Origin of the sequence: Paenibacillus sp. PK1-4R (genome assembly GCF_030369595.1) — a bacterium.
Classification (GTDB): domain Bacteria; phylum Bacillota; class Bacilli; order Paenibacillales; family Paenibacillaceae; genus Paenibacillus.
Map to the genome: position 1 here is coordinate 228,106 of NZ_CP126535.1, position 15,159 is coordinate 243,264.

The window sequence follows — 15,159 nt, forward strand, 5'->3', positions numbered from 1 at the left end:
TCGTTGACATTGAGGTGAGCAGATGCCGGTTATTGAATATAAATGTCCAAACTGCGGCAGTGGTATGATCTTTGACAGTGTGTCAGGTGCACTATCCTGTCCCAGCTGCGGCCGCCAGGACAACATAGAGCAGATCCCCGATCCCTTGAAGAGACAAGTATTCACCGAAAATGAGGTCAAAGAATACCACTGTAACAGCTGCGGAGCTGACATTGTGACAGAACCGGAGACCAGTGCGACGACATGTAGTTTCTGCGGTGCAGCGGTTGTACTCAGTGATCGGCTGACGGGCAATCTGGCCCCTGCGATGGTGATTCCCTTTTCGATCAACAAGGATCAAGCCAAGCAGGCTTTCAAAAAGTGGTGCAAAAACGGCCTGTTAACGCCAAGTGGCTTCATGTCCGCCGATCGGATTCAGAGCATTACCGGCATGTACGTGCCGTTCTGGTTGTACGAGTTACATAACAAAATCGAAGTGCATGGTCGTGGCACCAAGGTCAGATCCTACACCCAGGGCGACTACCATTACACGGAAACACAGCATTTCGATATATACCGCCGGATTCGGCTGAATTACGTGAACCTGCCCATCGATGCATCGGAGAAAATGAAGGATGAACTGATGGATAAGCTTGAGCCTTTTCCATATAATCAGCTGAAATTGTTCAAAACCCCGTATCTGGCGGGGTACATTGCGGAAAAATACAGTTATACAGACGAGGAACTTTTTCCACGGGCCAAGGATAAAACGAGATCTTACATTGATTCTTATATTGCTTCAACCGTATCCGGTTATAGCAGCGTGAGCTACACGGACAAACAGATTGATACCACGCTCAAAAATGCAGACTATGTGCTGCTCCCGGTGTGGATGGTCAACTATGACTACAATCGGGCACAGTATACCTTTGCCATGAATGGTCAGACAGGTAAAGTGGTCGGTAAACCGCCGATCAGCAAAGCCAAAGTAGCTGGATGGTTCGCAGGGGTATCTGCGGTGTCGTTGTTGTCACTGAAGCTGGTTTCCTGGATGATGGGAGGTGGATTCTTATGAGAAAAAGAACCCCTCTGGCCGTGATGGCTACGCTCATTTTACTTATGATAACCCTTGTCGCTCCGTTGATTCCCATGTCATCGGCTTCCGCAGCGGAGAGCAAAAATCTCATCTACGATGAGGCCAACCTGCTGAGTGAGCAGGAGATCAGTGAACTGAATCTACTTGCGAATCAGTATGGCGCTGAACGGCAGACGGACTTTGTTATTTTGACAACAAATAATGTTGAGAATCAGGATGTTATACTCTTAACTGAAGATTTTTATGATAAGCAGGAGCTAGGGTACGACAAAAAATTTGGCGATGCTGTCATATTAACGATGGATATGAATAATCGCGAAGTGTATCTGGCTGGATTTTATAAGGCAAAAGAATATTTGAGTGATCAGCGACTAGATTCTATCCGTAACCGAATTACCTCTGAATTGTCCAGTGGGGATTATAAACTCGCATTTGAGAAATACATTGAGCTCTCTTACAAATATATGGGGTATGAACCCGGTGTGAATCCGAACAACATTTTGTTCAACGGCTGGTTTCAGTTGGGAGTATCTGTAGTTCTTGGCGGTATTGTTGTTGGTATGATGACCTATCGTTCCGGGGGGCGTGTCACGGTCAATCGTGCGACTTATGAGGATTCAAGCAATTCCAGTGTAATTGATCGTCAGGATCGTTATATCCGTACGACCGTAACCAAGCGCAAAATCGAGAAGAACAATAACAACGGTGGCGGAGGAGGAGGCGGGGGTACCTCCCGAGGCGGTCATTCACACAGTGGAAGTAGAGGTTCGTTCTAGTCACTACGGAGTATGCGGATTTTTTAATTAGAAGGGATGGAAACGAGTATGGGATTTTTCAGAAATCAATTTTCGAATGTGGTGGAATGGGAAGAGTTCAGAGATGACATGATATTTTGGAAATGGAGCAACCGGGAGATTAAGAAGGGGAGTAAACTTATCATCCGTTCGGGTCAGGACGCCATTTTCCTGAATAACGGTAAAGTGGAAGGGATTTTCGAGGACGAAGGATCGTTTAATATCGATTCCGAGATCATTCCGTTTCTTTCTACCTTAAAAGGGTTCAAATTCGGATTCAACAGCGGCATGCGGGTCGAAGTATTGTTTGTAAATACCAAAGAGTTCACCGTGCGCTGGGGCACGCAAAGTCCAGTATTAATTCCAACACCACAGCTCCCGGGCGGTATGCCGATTCGGGCCAACGGAACATTTAATTTCAAAGTAAGTGACTATGTGACCCTGATTGATAAGATTGCAGGCATCAAACAGAGTTATCTGGTCGAGGATGTCAAAATCCGAATCACTTCAGTGCTGGATCAGCTTCTAATGAAGTGGATTAGCCGTGAAGGGAAGGATATGTTCAACCTGCAGGCCAATGCATCGGATATTGCCAAGGGGATTCAGGAAGATCTGGATATGCAGATGATGGACATCGGCATTGGGATTACCGGTTTCCAAGTGATGAGCTTCAACTATCCAAAAGAGATTCAGGATATGATTACAAAGACCGCTTCGCATGAGATGATTGGTAATCTGCAAAAGTATCAACAGGTCAGCATGACAGATGGCATCTCATCCGGTAAAGTACAGGGCGGCGGCGCAGCTTCGGATATGGCGGGTATGATGATGGGTATGAATATGGCCAATGAAATGATGAAAAACATGAACCAGAACCAAGGCCAGAATCAGAACAACAATGCGGGTTCGTCTCAGAATCAGAATGCTGACCAGAAGCCAGCGGGCAATAGCAACGGTGATTCAGGTAACTCTCCATCTACAGAAGGCAACAAGAAGCCAAACTTCTGCCCGAACTGTGGAGCCAAAAATGAAGGAGCCAACTTCTGTCCGAACTGTGGTCAAAAGCTGGGCTAATAAAATAAATACATGTAGGGCTAGGTCCGTAGTAAGTGAAATTACTGCGGAGCTAGCCCTTTTTTTGTTTGGAGTCATACTTAAAGCAACATGGAGTAGAGCAGAGGAACGGGTGCAGTCATTTAATTTTTATAAAAGAGTTGACAACCGATCATAAATCATTTATCTTTAACTTAAGATATTTAATTTAAACATAAATAACAACCAAACAAATATCTTTAATCCATTACACAAGGAGAGATCAAGATGATTATCCCAACATTGACCAGAATAAATGAACTTTCAAGAAAAGCCAAAGAGGGCGGATTGACGGAGATGGAGAAAGATGAACAGGTTCGTCTTCGCCAGGAATATCTGCAAACTTTTCGCGGTTCGGTCAACGACATTCTGCTGAATGCAACCATCTATGATCCAAACGGCGATGACGTGACTCCTGATAAATTGAAACAAGAACAGGCCAATCAAAATAACAACTAGAATACAATTCGCTAGATCATATATCTTAATTTAAAGATAATACAAATTACTATAAATCAACTATCTCAACTATCTTTAACACCTACTAAATTTAAAACATGCTTACCAAACCAAGGAGGAATTAATCATGACTATTCAAACAGCAGGTATTCACCATATTACAGCTTTCGCAGGAGATCCACAGGCCAACGTTGATTTTTATGCCGGAGTTCTGGGACTTCGTCTGGTGAAAAAAACAATCAATTTCGATGCACCTGATGTATATCATCTGTATTTTGGCGATGAACACGGAAGCCCGGGTACCATCATTACCTTCTTCCCATCGGCTGGATCACCACGGGGCAAAATTGGCGGAGGTCAGGTCGGCATCACTTCCTATGTCATTCCTCCTGGGTCGATTGGCTTCTGGCAGAATCGGCTGGAACAGTATAACATTGAGGTAACCAAAACAAGTCGCTTCAATGAAGACCTGCTTCAATTCGAAGATGGCGAAGGCCTGCGGCTTGAGCTTGTTGAACGGGAAGAGGGAGCAACCAGCACTTGGGCGCACGAAGGAATTCCAACAGATAAAGCAATCAAAGGCTTTGGTGGTGCTGTCCTGTTCAGTGTTAACCCACAAAGAACGATGGATGCTCTTGAGAAAATCATGGGATTTGTCAGAGTGAGTGAAAATGAAGAGTATGCTCGTTTCCGGTCCAGCGGGGATATCGGTAATGTCGTAGATGTTCCAGTGACCGGAATGGCTCTGGGAATGGGCGGCGCAGGAACCGTGCACCATATTGCATGGCGTGCCAAAGATGATGAGGAGCATGCACAGTGGAGCGAAGCTGTACGTGATTACGGGTACCAACCGACTCCAGTTCGGGATCGTCAGTACTTTAACGCAATCTACTTCAGAGAAGCTGGCGGCATTCTGTTCGAGATTGCTACCGATCCTCCGGGCTTTGCCAAAGATGAACCTGCTGATTCTCTTGGACAAAAATTGATGCTGCCAGAGTGGTTTGAGAAATACCGCCCTCAAATTGAGGACAATCTGCAACCAATTGTGGTAAGAACGCTCGTACCTGCTACAGCTGCGAATTAATAAGAGTTCTATTACTATATAGGTTGAACTATCCATTTACACAATAACGGAGAGGACAGAAAAAACCTGAAAAAGCGAAGCTACAAGCTTTCTGCAAGAAAGCTACTTCGAAAGCATACGTTATCCCCGGATTTTCCCTTAGGAAAAGGGAATCAAAAAAATCTGGGGATAACAGCGATTGGAGGGTTATTCTGTCATCGGAGTGTATGTGTGAATTAAAACCTAAAGGAGCAACGAAGGATGATGGAGAAAAAGGTTACCTGGCTGGAGCTGTTTTACGATCTGCTCTTCGTAGCAGCGGTCTCCAAAGCGGGTCATGTCTTGTTACATGCCGAACATGGAGTAATTACGTTTGAATATTTAATGAAGTTTGTGCTTATTTTTATCCCTGTTTGGTGGGCATGGGTCGGTCAGACCTTGTTTATTAACCGCTATGGTCAAGATATCCTGATCCATCGAATATTCCTCATCCTTCAGCTTCTGTCCGTTATGGTCATGACGGCGAGCCTCTCTACCCATTTTGACCAATACTACCTGTCCTTCTTCATTGGATATATCGGCTCAAGGGCATTTACGGCGATTCAGTATCTGACAGCTCACAAGTCAAAAGGCGAGCATCAGCAGCAAGCCGCTCGTTACTTGGGTACATGTTTCCTCATTGGTATATTGATCTCATCGGGTTCATTATTCTTCGATTCCTGGCTGCGCTACTTGATTTTGTATGTGGGGATTGCAGTGGATATTGTGCTTCCGCTGATCGGACGCAAAAACTTGGTGAAAGTGCCAGTTCAGACCCATCACTTGTTGGAACGTTTCGCGTTATTTACACTCATCCTGCTGGGTGAATCGGTGGTGAGCATTATCGCTGTGTTGCAAGCCGATCATTGGGATATGAAATCGATTTTGTTTGCCGCCTTTACGTCCATCTTTGTCATTGCGATGTGGTGGCAGTACTTCGACAACGTGGAGAAAAAGGTCAGCAAAGAGATCCGTACTGCCGGGCAAGCGATCATATACGGCCATCTGTTCATCTACATCTCCATGAGTATGATCGCTGCTTCAATTCAGCTGTTATATCAGAATCAGTTAAACTATGTGTTCATGCTAGGGTTTGTATTTGGATCAACGCTGTTGTATTTCTTGTCAACTTCCCTTGTGTTTCATCGTTACAGACACGCACATCTGCGGCTGGGCCCGCGTCATCTGGCGGTCATGGTAGGGTTGCTTGTGGCATTTGTCCTTGTGGATCTGGTCTACCAGGTTCCGGGTTATGTCATCATGGGCGAAGAAATGTTATTCTTCCTGGTGTATGCGAAACTTACGACTTAATATGAGTAATATAAAATCAAGAAAAGTCACGGACAACAGGTGTCCGTGGCTTTTTATTATGCTGCTAATCCTAGACATGTTTTAATTAAATAAATAAAGCACAAATCTAATTTAATTTCTTCTATAGAATCTGTTAATATGAGACTAGGTACAAGTGAATCTACCAGATCATAGAATATCTTTTATATAAAATGAGTGTACGTTTTGTTATATAAATTGAACTAAACATTTACACGAAACGGAGAGGACAGAAAAAACCTGAAGAAGCGAAAGTGTTCGCCTAAAAGCTTTCTGAAAGAAAGCTGCATCGGAAGCATACGCTATCCCCGGATTTTCCCCATATAAGGGGGATTCATAAAATCTGGGGATAACAGCGATCGGAAGGTTATTCTGTCATCGGAGTGTCCAGTGTAAATATTCTTTAGTTCAATTTATATAGTTCATTTTATATATAGCGATTCGTAGGTATGGGGATGACAATCAGGAGGGAAATCATTGAGCACACATCAAATCGGAGTTCCATTGGAAGGGTTTGCAGAGTTTAGTCGTACGGTTGCCGCAGAAGGAGCCGTTTTACTCAGAAATGAAGGCCAAGTGCTTCCACTTCGTGAAAACGAAAACGTTTCAGTTTTTGGACGGATTCAAGTCAATTATTATCGCAGCGGCACGGGTTCAGGCGGTAGTGTTCATGTGGCCTATACAACAAATCTGTTGGATGGTCTTCGCAGCAAAAAGAATATTACAGTGAATGAAGAACTGGCAGCTGTCTATGAGAAGTGGATCGAGGAAAATCCATTTGATGATGGCGGAAAAGTATGGGCGGCCGAGCCATGGAATCAGAAAGAAATGCCTTTGACGGATGAACTTGTTGCACAGGCTAGAAGCAAATCCAGCAAAGCCATTATCGTGATTGGACGTACAGCAGGAGAAGACCAGGATAATGCGGATGCGCCAGGAAGTTACCAACTGACAGAAGATGAGAAAGCGATGTTGAAGCAAGTTACTTCGCAATTTGAACACACAATCGTTGTGTTGAATGTCTCAAATATCATCGACATGAGCTGGTTAAACGAAACGTATCTACATCCAATCCAAGGCGTAATTTACTCCTGGCATGGCGGTATGGAGGGTGGCAACGCGATTGCCGATGTGCTGGCGGGGGACGTTACACCAAGCGGTAAACTGACAGATACGATTGCATATTCCATTGAAGATTACCCTTCGACAAGCAACTATGGCAATGAGTTCAAGAACCTGTATCAGGAAGATATCTATGTAGGTTATCGATATTTCGAAACGTTTCGACCTGAGCGCGTTCAGTTTGAATTCGGTTACGGCCTGTCTTATACGACGTTTTTGGCCCAGCACGAAGAAGCAAAATCCGTGTCCAAAGACGGTGATACCTACATTGAAGTTCGTGTAAATGTGACCAACTCAGGTACAACATATGCGGGCAAAGAGGTTGTGCAGGTCTACTATGAAGCACCACAAGGCAAACTGGGACAACCGGTGAAGGCTTTGGTGGCTTTTGGAAAAACAGGATTGTTGCAGCCGGGCGAGTCAGAACTTCTGACGATCAGTTTCCCGATCCATGCGATGGCCTCTTACGATGATGCGGGTGTTACAGGTCATGCTTCCGCATACGTTCTGGAAGAAGGCACATACCGACTGCACGTAGGAACCAGTGTGAAACAAGTGCAGCATATCAGCATTGATGGCCAGGATGGCTATAGTATTGAATCTCTTCAATTGGTGGAGCAACTGCAAGAAGCGATGGCCCCAACTGAAGATTTTACACGGATGAAACCAGGTACGCGCAAGGAAGATGGATCATATGAACTGACTTATGCAGAAGTACCGAAACGTAAGATATCCATGGCGAACCGGATTGAGAAGAATCTCCCGCAAACGCTGGAGCAGACGGGCAACCAGGGCTACAAGCTGAGTGACGTTAAAGCTGGCAAAGTGAGTCTGGAAACCTTTATCGCTCAACTGAGTGATCAGGATCTGGCGGCGATTGTCCGTGGCGAAGGTATGAGCAGTCCGCTCGTTACTTCGGGAACAGCATCTGCATTTGGTGGTGTCAGCGACAGCCTGTTTAACTACGGTATTCCGGTAGCATGTACGGCAGATGGCCCGTCCGGTATTCGTATGGATAGTGGCGAGAAGGCAACACAGGTATCCATTGGTACGTTGCTTGCGGCGACATGGAACAAGGATCTCGTTGAAGAGTTATATGTGATGGAAGGACAGGAATTGCTGAGAAATCAGGTGGATACCCTGCTCGGACCTGGACTTAATATTCGTCGGAGCCCGCTCAATGGCCGGAACTTTGAGTACTTCTCTGAAGATCCACTGATCTCGGGTGTATTTGCCGCAGCGTGTACAAAAGGTATTATGAAGGGTGGTTCCAATGCCACACTGAAACACTTTGCCTGCAACAATCAGGAGAAACACCGCAGTAAAGTAGATGCCGTTGTCTCTGAGCGCGCACTGCGTGAAATTTACCTGAAAGGGTTCGAAATCGCTGTAAAAGAAGGCGGAGCGAACTCCATCATGACTTCCTACAACCCGGTTAACGGACACTGGGCGGCATCTAACTATGACCTGAACACCACAATTCTGCGCGGCGAATGGAATTTCGAAGGAATCGTAATGACCGACTGGTGGGCGATTATGAACGATGTGACCGAAGGTGGAGAAGCTGATCGCAAATACACGAACTGGATGATTCGTGCGCAGAATGATCTCTACATGGTTGTACCGAACTACGGCGCAGAGATCAATGGCTGGGACGACAACACGATTGAATCCTTGGAAAATGGAACATTGACTCGCGGAGAGCTGCAACGCTCGGCGATCAACATCTGCAAGTTCATCATGAATGCACCGGTATCCGGCAGAAAACATGAAATCGTGGAGAACGTTGCTTCTTTCCAAGCGAATGCATCTCTATCTGCTGTACAAGCTCAGAATCTAATTGAGAACGCACAGGTGAAACCTGCGGTAGCTGAACCCGTCTACATGAAAGTGGATGAGGCAGGCCATTATCGGATTATTGTACAGATCATGTCCCCTGAGCCGGAACTTGCTCAAAGTGCATGTAACCTGCTCCTGAATGACCAGTTGGTAACCACCATTCAAACGAATGGTACGGAAGGCAAATGGATCAGACAGAAACTTGTCAAAGTAGATCTTGAAGCAGGACTGTATGAATTGAAACTGGACTTCACCAAACCAGGCCTCGAGATTGACTGGATCGAATTCAAACAGGTGTAGAAGTTAATCGGAAATATCAGGTGATAAGAGCAATCGAAAGGTTGTTCTGTTCCAAAGCAGAATACGTTGGTATATCACAAAGGACACTGTACGCGGGTGTCCTTTGTTGTAACACAGAATAGCTACTGTTATGATAGTGTTATGAGATTCGTAGTTCTGAACAATGGGGTCAGGGGTGTTGCGAGGAATGAGAAATTATAATTTTTTGAGTCCAATCCTGCTGGTTGTGGTGGCGCTGATTGTGAGAGGCCTGGTGACTAACCTGGGAGTGCTTTTCGGATTATCACAAGAAGTGGCGAGTAATATTGCCATGATAGCCATGATTATTGCTGCTCTGATTATGTTTAATCGAATGACGAAGGCTCGGCGTAAAAAATAGAAAAAGCTCGGATAACCAGAAGGTTATCCAAGACACGAAGACACCCTCCGGGTGTCTTTTTTTGTATTGACGTTCTGATCCTAACGTTTTAGACTATTGCTAATAAATAATAACATTATAAATAACAAAAATAACAAAATTCATTAAATGAAGTGATGAAATCCGTTGCGCTCTCTATTTGCCAGCCTCCCCCATTCCGGTCCTCAAAGGAGAATCCAATCATGAAGATCATTGCCTACAAACAATATATCTTTCAGGAAGGTCAGCCTATTCGGATTGCGTTCCGAGAAGCTGACCGTCGCCCATAATGATGAAGAAGGACCGCAGGAGCGCTGATGAAGCGTTCAGTCGGTCCTTTATGTCATGGATCAGGCTGTGTGCAGTTCGAGTGATGTCTATCGATAAGGGTTAACGGTTCTGGAATAATCTACGATGAAGTGAAGGGAGTGATCCTTATGAAGAGACAGCCTGTATTGGAAGTCATTGCTGTGGATGTGGAAGATGCCAAGGCAGCTGAGGAGGGAGGGGCTGATCGGATTGAACTGGTGTCTGCGATGTCTGAAGGAGGACTTACTCCCAGTTATGGCGTCATGGAGCATGTGCTGTCTCAAGTCTCCATCCCAGTGTATGTCATGATCCGTCCGCATAGCCGCTCGTTCCGCTATAGCGCAGATGACATCCACGCTATGACCAGGGATGTACGCGTGGCGAGGGAACTTGGAGCCGCTGGCATCGTGATCGGCGCTCTTACAGGAGCTGGTGAAGTCGACCTCATATCCTTGCAATCATGTATGGCCGAAGCACAGGGTTTGGGCGTTACGTTTCATCGGGCAATTGATGTGAGCACAAGCCTGACTGAGGCGCTCAAGGCCATTAACACATTGGGAAACGTGGAGCGTGTGCTTACATCGGGAGGGAAACAGACAGCGCCTGAAGCCATACTGGAACTGAAACAGCTCCAGGACCTGGGGCAAACCTTGAACATCGCTGTCATGGCAGGGTCGGGGGTCACCATAGAGGGAATTCAAACGCTAGTGAGTCAGACGGGTATCACAGAGATACATATGGGATCAGGCGTACGCCGTGAAGGAAGCTTCGACCATCCCGCAGATTCGCAGCTTATCGCTCGAGCCAAGCAGCAGTTATTGCTTGCATCACAGCCATTCATGGACAGTAGTGTACTGAGTAGCGGTCCAAGCAAGGGTGGTCCAATGATATAGGGATGCGCTAAATAAAAGGAGTGATACGCCATGAATTATGAACTGCAACCAGCCGAATGGATTAAGTCCGCAGCACAGGTCAGCCCATCCGAACGCCAACTGAGATGGCAGGAGATGGAGTTCTACGCGTTTATTCATTTTACGGTAAATACATTTACGGATCAGGAATGGGGCACTGGGGAGGAAGACCCGTCGATTTTCAATCCTTCTGAACTGAGCGCAGCGCAATGGGTGCAGGCGTGCAAGGCTGCGGGGATGAAGGGGCTGATTTTGACATGTAAGCATCATGATGGATTTTGTTTGTGGCCAAGTCAGTTTACAGCGCATACGGTCGCGGCTAGTCCGTGGAGGAACGGTACGGGGGATTTGGTTCGGGAAGTCGCCGATGCCTGCCGTGAGGGTGGATTGAAGTTTGGCGTGTACCTGTCTCCTTGGGATCGGCATGAAGCCACTTATGGAGATTCCGAGAGGTATAACGAGTTTTTCCTCCATCAGTTGCGCGAGCTACTCACGAATTATGGCGACATCTTCTGTGTATGGTTCGATGGTGCATGTGGTGAGGGTCCGAATGGCAAAAGGCAGGTCTATGACTGGGACACCTATTATGCGCTTATTCGTGAACTTCAGCCCGAAGCTGTCATCTCGGTATGTGGCCCGGATGTACGTTGGTGTGGCAATGAAGCGGGACATACGCGTGATTCGGAATGGAGCGTTGTGCCAGCGCATATGCAGGATAATGAGAAGATTCAGGAGCAATCGCAACAGGTGGATGATGGTGAGTTTGCCACAAGGATCAATACGCAGGACAGTGATTTGGGAAGCCGAGAGGTCATTCGTTCCCAAGGTGACCAACTGATCTGGTACCCTGCCGAGGTGAATACCTCAATTCGCCCGGGATGGTTCTATCATGCCAGTGAAGATGATCAGGTCAAAACACTGGAAGAACTGCTCGCCGTCTATTACGGCGCAGTGGGGGGCAATGCCACCTTTTTACTCAATCTGCCACCTGATACGCGTGGTCTCATTCACGAAACGGATGTTGAGCGACTACAGGAATTGGGAGATTCGCTGCGCACCATTTTTCAGGAAAATTTCGCCTTGCAGGCGCTGGTAAAAGCATCGGAGACGATGGATGAACAACATGCCGTATCGGAAGTGCTGACGGAACGCCGGGAAACGTATTGGTGTCCTCACGAAGGAACGGAGCAGGCTTGGATCGAGCTGGATTTGCAGGAAGAACGATCGTTTGACCGGGTGGTGCTGATGGAACATATCCAGACAGGCCAACGGATTGAGCGTTTTACACTGGAGTCGCAGAGAGCAGATGGTGGTTGGGAAGAGTTTTACAAGGGGACGGTGGTGGGGTATAAGCGAATTTGCTGTTTCCCACAGGTCACATCGAGAAAGATGCGATTAACCATTCATGAATCCAGATGGTATCCTACGTTGTCCGGGTTAGGCATATATCTGAGCGAGCGGGGAGGGGTGTAAAATGGCGGTGCTGACGTATAAAGGTTCACAATTTATGTATGATGGCGAGCCTATTCGGATTTTGTCGGGTGCCATCCATTATTTCAGAGTGGTCCCCTACTATTGGGAGGATCGGTTACTCAAGCTAAAAGCCTGCGGTTTCAATACAGTAGAAACGTATGTGCCGTGGAATGTTCATGAGCTCCAGCCGGGGCAGTATTGTTTTGAAGGCATGGCTGATCTGGAACGTTTTATTCGCATTGCGGGAGATGTGGGTCTGCATGTGATTGTTCGCCCAAGTCCTTATATATGTGCCGAGTGGGAGTTTGGCGGATTACCTGCCTGGCTGCTTGCCGATGATGAAATTCGTCTGCGGTGTAATGATGCAAAATTTCTGGCAAATGTGGATCGTTATTATGATGTGCTTTTGCCCAAATTGAAACCTCTTCTGAGCACCCATGGTGGGCCGATCATTGCAATGCAAATTGAAAATGAGTACGGCAGCTTCGGGAATGACGCGAGTTACCTGCAATATTTACGTGATGGCATGGTGGAGCGAGGTATGGATGTGTTGTTATTTACCTCGGACGGACCGACAGATCACATGCTGCAAGCGGGATCGGTGCCAGGACATCTGGCTACGGTTAATTTTGGATCAGGAACGGAAGGAGCGTTTGCCAAGCTGCGTGAATATCAGACGGAAGAACCTTTGATGTGCATGGAGTACTGGAACGGCTGGTTCGACCACTGGGGAGAGTCGCATCATACCCGAGAAGCCCCAGATGTGGCGGGTGTGTTTGAGGAGATGCTTCGAGCAGGGGCTTCGGTTAACTTTTATATGTTCCACGGTGGAACAAACTTTGGATTTTACAATGGGGCGAACTGTCAGCAGAAGGATCAATACGAACCCACAATTACAAGTTACGACTACGATTCACTGCTCAGCGAATCCGGGAAGCCGACAGCGAAGTTCCATGCGGTGAGGGACCTTATTGCTCGGTATAGCGACAGCGGTCTGGGTGAGCTTGTGCTGCCAGAATCGAAGGGGACTATCGGCTATGGGCGATTGGAGTTAAATCAGCAGGCGCCATTACTGGCGCAGTTGGACCGGATATCAGCCCCGGTGCAGCGTACGAATCCAGAACCGATGGAGAAGCTGGGTCAAGATTATGGATTTATTTGTTATCAAACCCGAATTTCCGGGCCAAGGGAGCGACAGGAACTGGTGGTTCAGGAGGTTTGTGATCGTGCGCTTGTGTTTGTGGATGGGCAATTTCAGGGCGTGCTCGAACGAGGGAATACGGAATTATCGGTTTCCTTTGCAGTGCCGCCAGAGGGCGCAGAACTATTGATCCTTGTTGAAAATATGGGGCGAATCAACTATGGCCCGTACCTGAAAGATCCGAAGGGGATTACGGAGGGGGTGCGACATGGCTTTCAATTTTTATATGATTGGACGATTCATTGTCTGCCATTAACTGATCTGTCCGGTTTACAATTCAGCGATGTGATTAGCGAAGCAATTAACGAAACAATTAATGAAGTACAGGGACCAGCCTTTTATAGGGGAAATCTTCAGATCACGGATGTAAGAGATACTTTTCTGCGACTGGATAACTGGACCAAGGGAGTTGTATTTGTAAACGGATTCAATCTGGGACGCTACTGGAATAAAGGACCGCAAAAAACGTTGTATGTGCCTGCCCCGCTTCTTCGTGAAGGTGAGAATGAAATCATGGTATTCGAGCTTCATCAGACGGCTGAACTGGCCGTAACGTTTGTGGATACACCGGATTTGGGCTAGGAAAAGGAAAATAGTAGAGCCAAACGATTATTGATAATTGTCGTGTCCGCCAGAAAAAGGTATACGTTGGGTATGGACATCGACTAGGGCGTGTCTGAAAACTCCGAAGGACGCAGATTTTCCCGAATTTTCGTTCCAAGCAAGGAGATTTTCCGCAGGCGTGCCGGGGCACGTCAAGGGAAAGTGACGCAGCAGGGGGCGAAAAGGCGGTAAAAGATGCACTTCAGTGAGTTTTGAGACACGTCCTACAGGAGAGGATGAGGGAAAATGAAAGTTGGACTCAGCACTTACAGTCTGCAACAAGCGTTGGATCGTAAAGAATTAACCGTGCCCGATGCCATTCGCTGGATTGCCGATCAGGGCGGGGAACATGTGGAGATTGTCCCGATGGGATTCAGTCTGATCGATAATCCGGAGTTGATTGATGAGATTAAAGCTGTGGCAAAAGAGGTAGGAATCGATATTTCCAATTATGCCATCGGTGCTAACTTTGCTGTGCAGGAGGACGCCGAAGCGTTGGAGCAAGAGATCCAGAATGTGATGCGACATGTGGATGTGGCTGCAGCGCTCGGCGTGAAGTTGATGCGTCATGACGTGGCTTTTCGCCCTGCACCAGAAGGAACCGTAGCACAGTTCGAGATCGACCTACCGGAACTGGTGAAAGCCTGTCAGCGGATAGCCGATTATGCAGCAGGTTTTGGAATCACAACAAGCGTCGAGAACCATGGGTACTATGTGCAGTCGAGTGAGCGAATTCAGCGTTTGTTACACGAAACAGCGCGGAGCAATTTCAAGACCACACTGGATGTGGGCAATTTCCTCTGTGTGGATGAAGATCCGGTGAGTGCCGTAAAAAATAATATTCCGTACGCGTCGATTGTGCACGCCAAAGACTTCTACTGGAGACCTTCCTACCGGAATCCCGGTGAAGGCTGGTTCCAAACCTCGCATGGCAATTACCTGCGGGGTTCCATCGTGGGCCATGGCGATATCGACATGCCTGAGGTGTTCCGTGTGTTGAAACAATCCGGGTATGACGGATATATCTCGGTAGAATTTGAAGGCATGGAAGATTGTAAAACCGCCTCACGCATTGCCATGGATAACGTCCGCCGCCTATGGGAAGAGGCATAGGGCTGAGTACTTGTTTTAAATGAAATATGACTTGTTACGT

General features: G+C 47.0%; 12 protein-coding genes. All 12 read left to right on the plus strand.

Features of this window, described 5'->3' with window-relative positions:
• Positions 1-22 precede the first annotated feature (22 nt).
• The 12 genes from QNO02_RS01075 to QNO02_RS01130 all read left to right on the plus strand — a co-directional run bounded on the left by QNO02_RS01075 (position 23) and on the right by QNO02_RS01130 (position 15,119).
• Complete coding sequence (locus QNO02_RS01075) at positions 23-1,054, plus strand: TFIIB-type zinc ribbon-containing protein (RefSeq protein WP_047841485.1); 1,032 nt, start codon at positions 23-25, stop codon at positions 1,052-1,054.
• Positions 1,051-1,851, plus strand: coding sequence for a TPM domain-containing protein (locus tag QNO02_RS01080; RefSeq protein WP_289390850.1), 801 nt, complete (start codon positions 1,051-1,053; stop codon positions 1,849-1,851). The genes QNO02_RS01075 and QNO02_RS01080 overlap by 4 nt, the downstream gene beginning before the upstream one ends.
• 48 nt (positions 1,852-1,899) lie before the next feature.
• Positions 1,900-2,943: an SPFH domain-containing protein gene (locus tag QNO02_RS01085; protein ID WP_091038679.1), complete on the plus strand. Its 1,044-nt coding sequence runs from the start codon at positions 1,900-1,902 to the stop codon at positions 2,941-2,943.
• A gap of 246 nt (positions 2,944-3,189) precedes the next feature.
• Positions 3,190-3,420: a DUF896 domain-containing protein gene (locus QNO02_RS01090; protein WP_176873142.1), complete on the plus strand. Its 231-nt coding sequence runs from the start codon at positions 3,190-3,192 to the stop codon at positions 3,418-3,420.
• Positions 3,421-3,547: 127 nt separating this feature from the next.
• Positions 3,548-4,504, plus strand: coding sequence for a ring-cleaving dioxygenase (locus QNO02_RS01095; RefSeq protein WP_289390851.1), 957 nt, complete (start codon positions 3,548-3,550; stop codon positions 4,502-4,504).
• A gap of 240 nt (positions 4,505-4,744) precedes the next feature.
• Entirely contained in the window at positions 4,745-5,833 is a 1,089-nt protein-coding gene (locus QNO02_RS01100; protein WP_289390852.1) for a low temperature requirement protein A, read from the plus strand.
• Positions 5,834-6,328: 495 nt separating this feature from the next.
• Positions 6,329-9,112 carry a glycoside hydrolase family 3 C-terminal domain-containing protein gene (locus QNO02_RS01105; protein ID WP_289390853.1) on the plus strand — a complete coding sequence of 928 codons (2,784 nt, stop codon included), beginning with the start codon at positions 6,329-6,331 and terminating at the stop codon, positions 9,110-9,112.
• A gap of 187 nt (positions 9,113-9,299) precedes the next feature.
• Positions 9,300-9,491 carry a hypothetical protein gene (locus QNO02_RS01110; RefSeq protein WP_062837718.1) on the plus strand — a complete coding sequence of 64 codons (192 nt, stop codon included), beginning with the start codon at positions 9,300-9,302 and terminating at the stop codon, positions 9,489-9,491.
• A gap of 455 nt (positions 9,492-9,946) precedes the next feature.
• Complete coding sequence (locus tag QNO02_RS01115; RefSeq protein ID WP_133387253.1) at positions 9,947-10,711, plus strand: copper homeostasis protein CutC; 765 nt, start codon at positions 9,947-9,949, stop codon at positions 10,709-10,711.
• Between the two features lie 30 nt (positions 10,712-10,741).
• A complete protein-coding gene (locus tag QNO02_RS01120; protein ID WP_289390854.1) occupies positions 10,742-12,202 on the plus strand; it encodes an alpha-L-fucosidase in 1,461 nt (486 codons plus the stop codon).
• Between the two features lies 1 nt (position 12,203).
• Complete coding sequence (locus tag QNO02_RS01125) at positions 12,204-13,985, plus strand: glycoside hydrolase family 35 protein (RefSeq protein WP_289390855.1); 1,782 nt, start codon at positions 12,204-12,206, stop codon at positions 13,983-13,985.
• 267 nt (positions 13,986-14,252) lie between these two features.
• On the plus strand, positions 14,253-15,119 hold the full coding sequence (locus QNO02_RS01130) for a sugar phosphate isomerase/epimerase family protein (protein WP_289390856.1): 867 nt from the start codon (positions 14,253-14,255) through the stop codon (positions 15,117-15,119).
• Positions 15,120-15,159 lie beyond the last annotated feature (40 nt).

What these genes read in the sequence shown, in the direction of transcription:
- QNO02_RS01075 (WP_047841485.1), top strand. Translation starts at nt 23, where the DNA reads ATGCCGGTTATTGAATATAAATGTCCAAACTGCGGCAGTGGTATGATC.
- QNO02_RS01080 (WP_289390850.1), top strand. Translation starts at nt 1,051, where the DNA reads ATGAGAAAAAGAACCCCTCTGGCCGTGATGGCTACGCTCATTTTACTT.
- QNO02_RS01095 (WP_289390851.1), top strand. Translation starts at nt 3,548, where the DNA reads ATGACTATTCAAACAGCAGGTATTCACCATATTACAGCTTTCGCAGGA.
- QNO02_RS01085 (WP_091038679.1), top strand. Translation starts at nt 1,900, where the DNA reads ATGGGATTTTTCAGAAATCAATTTTCGAATGTGGTGGAATGGGAAGAG.
- QNO02_RS01125 (WP_289390855.1), top strand. Translation starts at nt 12,204, where the DNA reads ATGGCGGTGCTGACGTATAAAGGTTCACAATTTATGTATGATGGCGAG.
- QNO02_RS01110 (WP_062837718.1), top strand. Translation starts at nt 9,300, where the DNA reads ATGAGAAATTATAATTTTTTGAGTCCAATCCTGCTGGTTGTGGTGGCG.
- QNO02_RS01100 (WP_289390852.1), top strand. Translation starts at nt 4,745, where the DNA reads ATGATGGAGAAAAAGGTTACCTGGCTGGAGCTGTTTTACGATCTGCTC.
- QNO02_RS01120 (WP_289390854.1), top strand. Translation starts at nt 10,742, where the DNA reads ATGAATTATGAACTGCAACCAGCCGAATGGATTAAGTCCGCAGCACAG.
- QNO02_RS01090 (WP_176873142.1), top strand. Translation starts at nt 3,190, where the DNA reads ATGATTATCCCAACATTGACCAGAATAAATGAACTTTCAAGAAAAGCC.
- QNO02_RS01130 (WP_289390856.1), top strand. Translation starts at nt 14,253, where the DNA reads ATGAAAGTTGGACTCAGCACTTACAGTCTGCAACAAGCGTTGGATCGT.
- QNO02_RS01115 (WP_133387253.1), top strand. Translation starts at nt 9,947, where the DNA reads ATGAAGAGACAGCCTGTATTGGAAGTCATTGCTGTGGATGTGGAAGAT.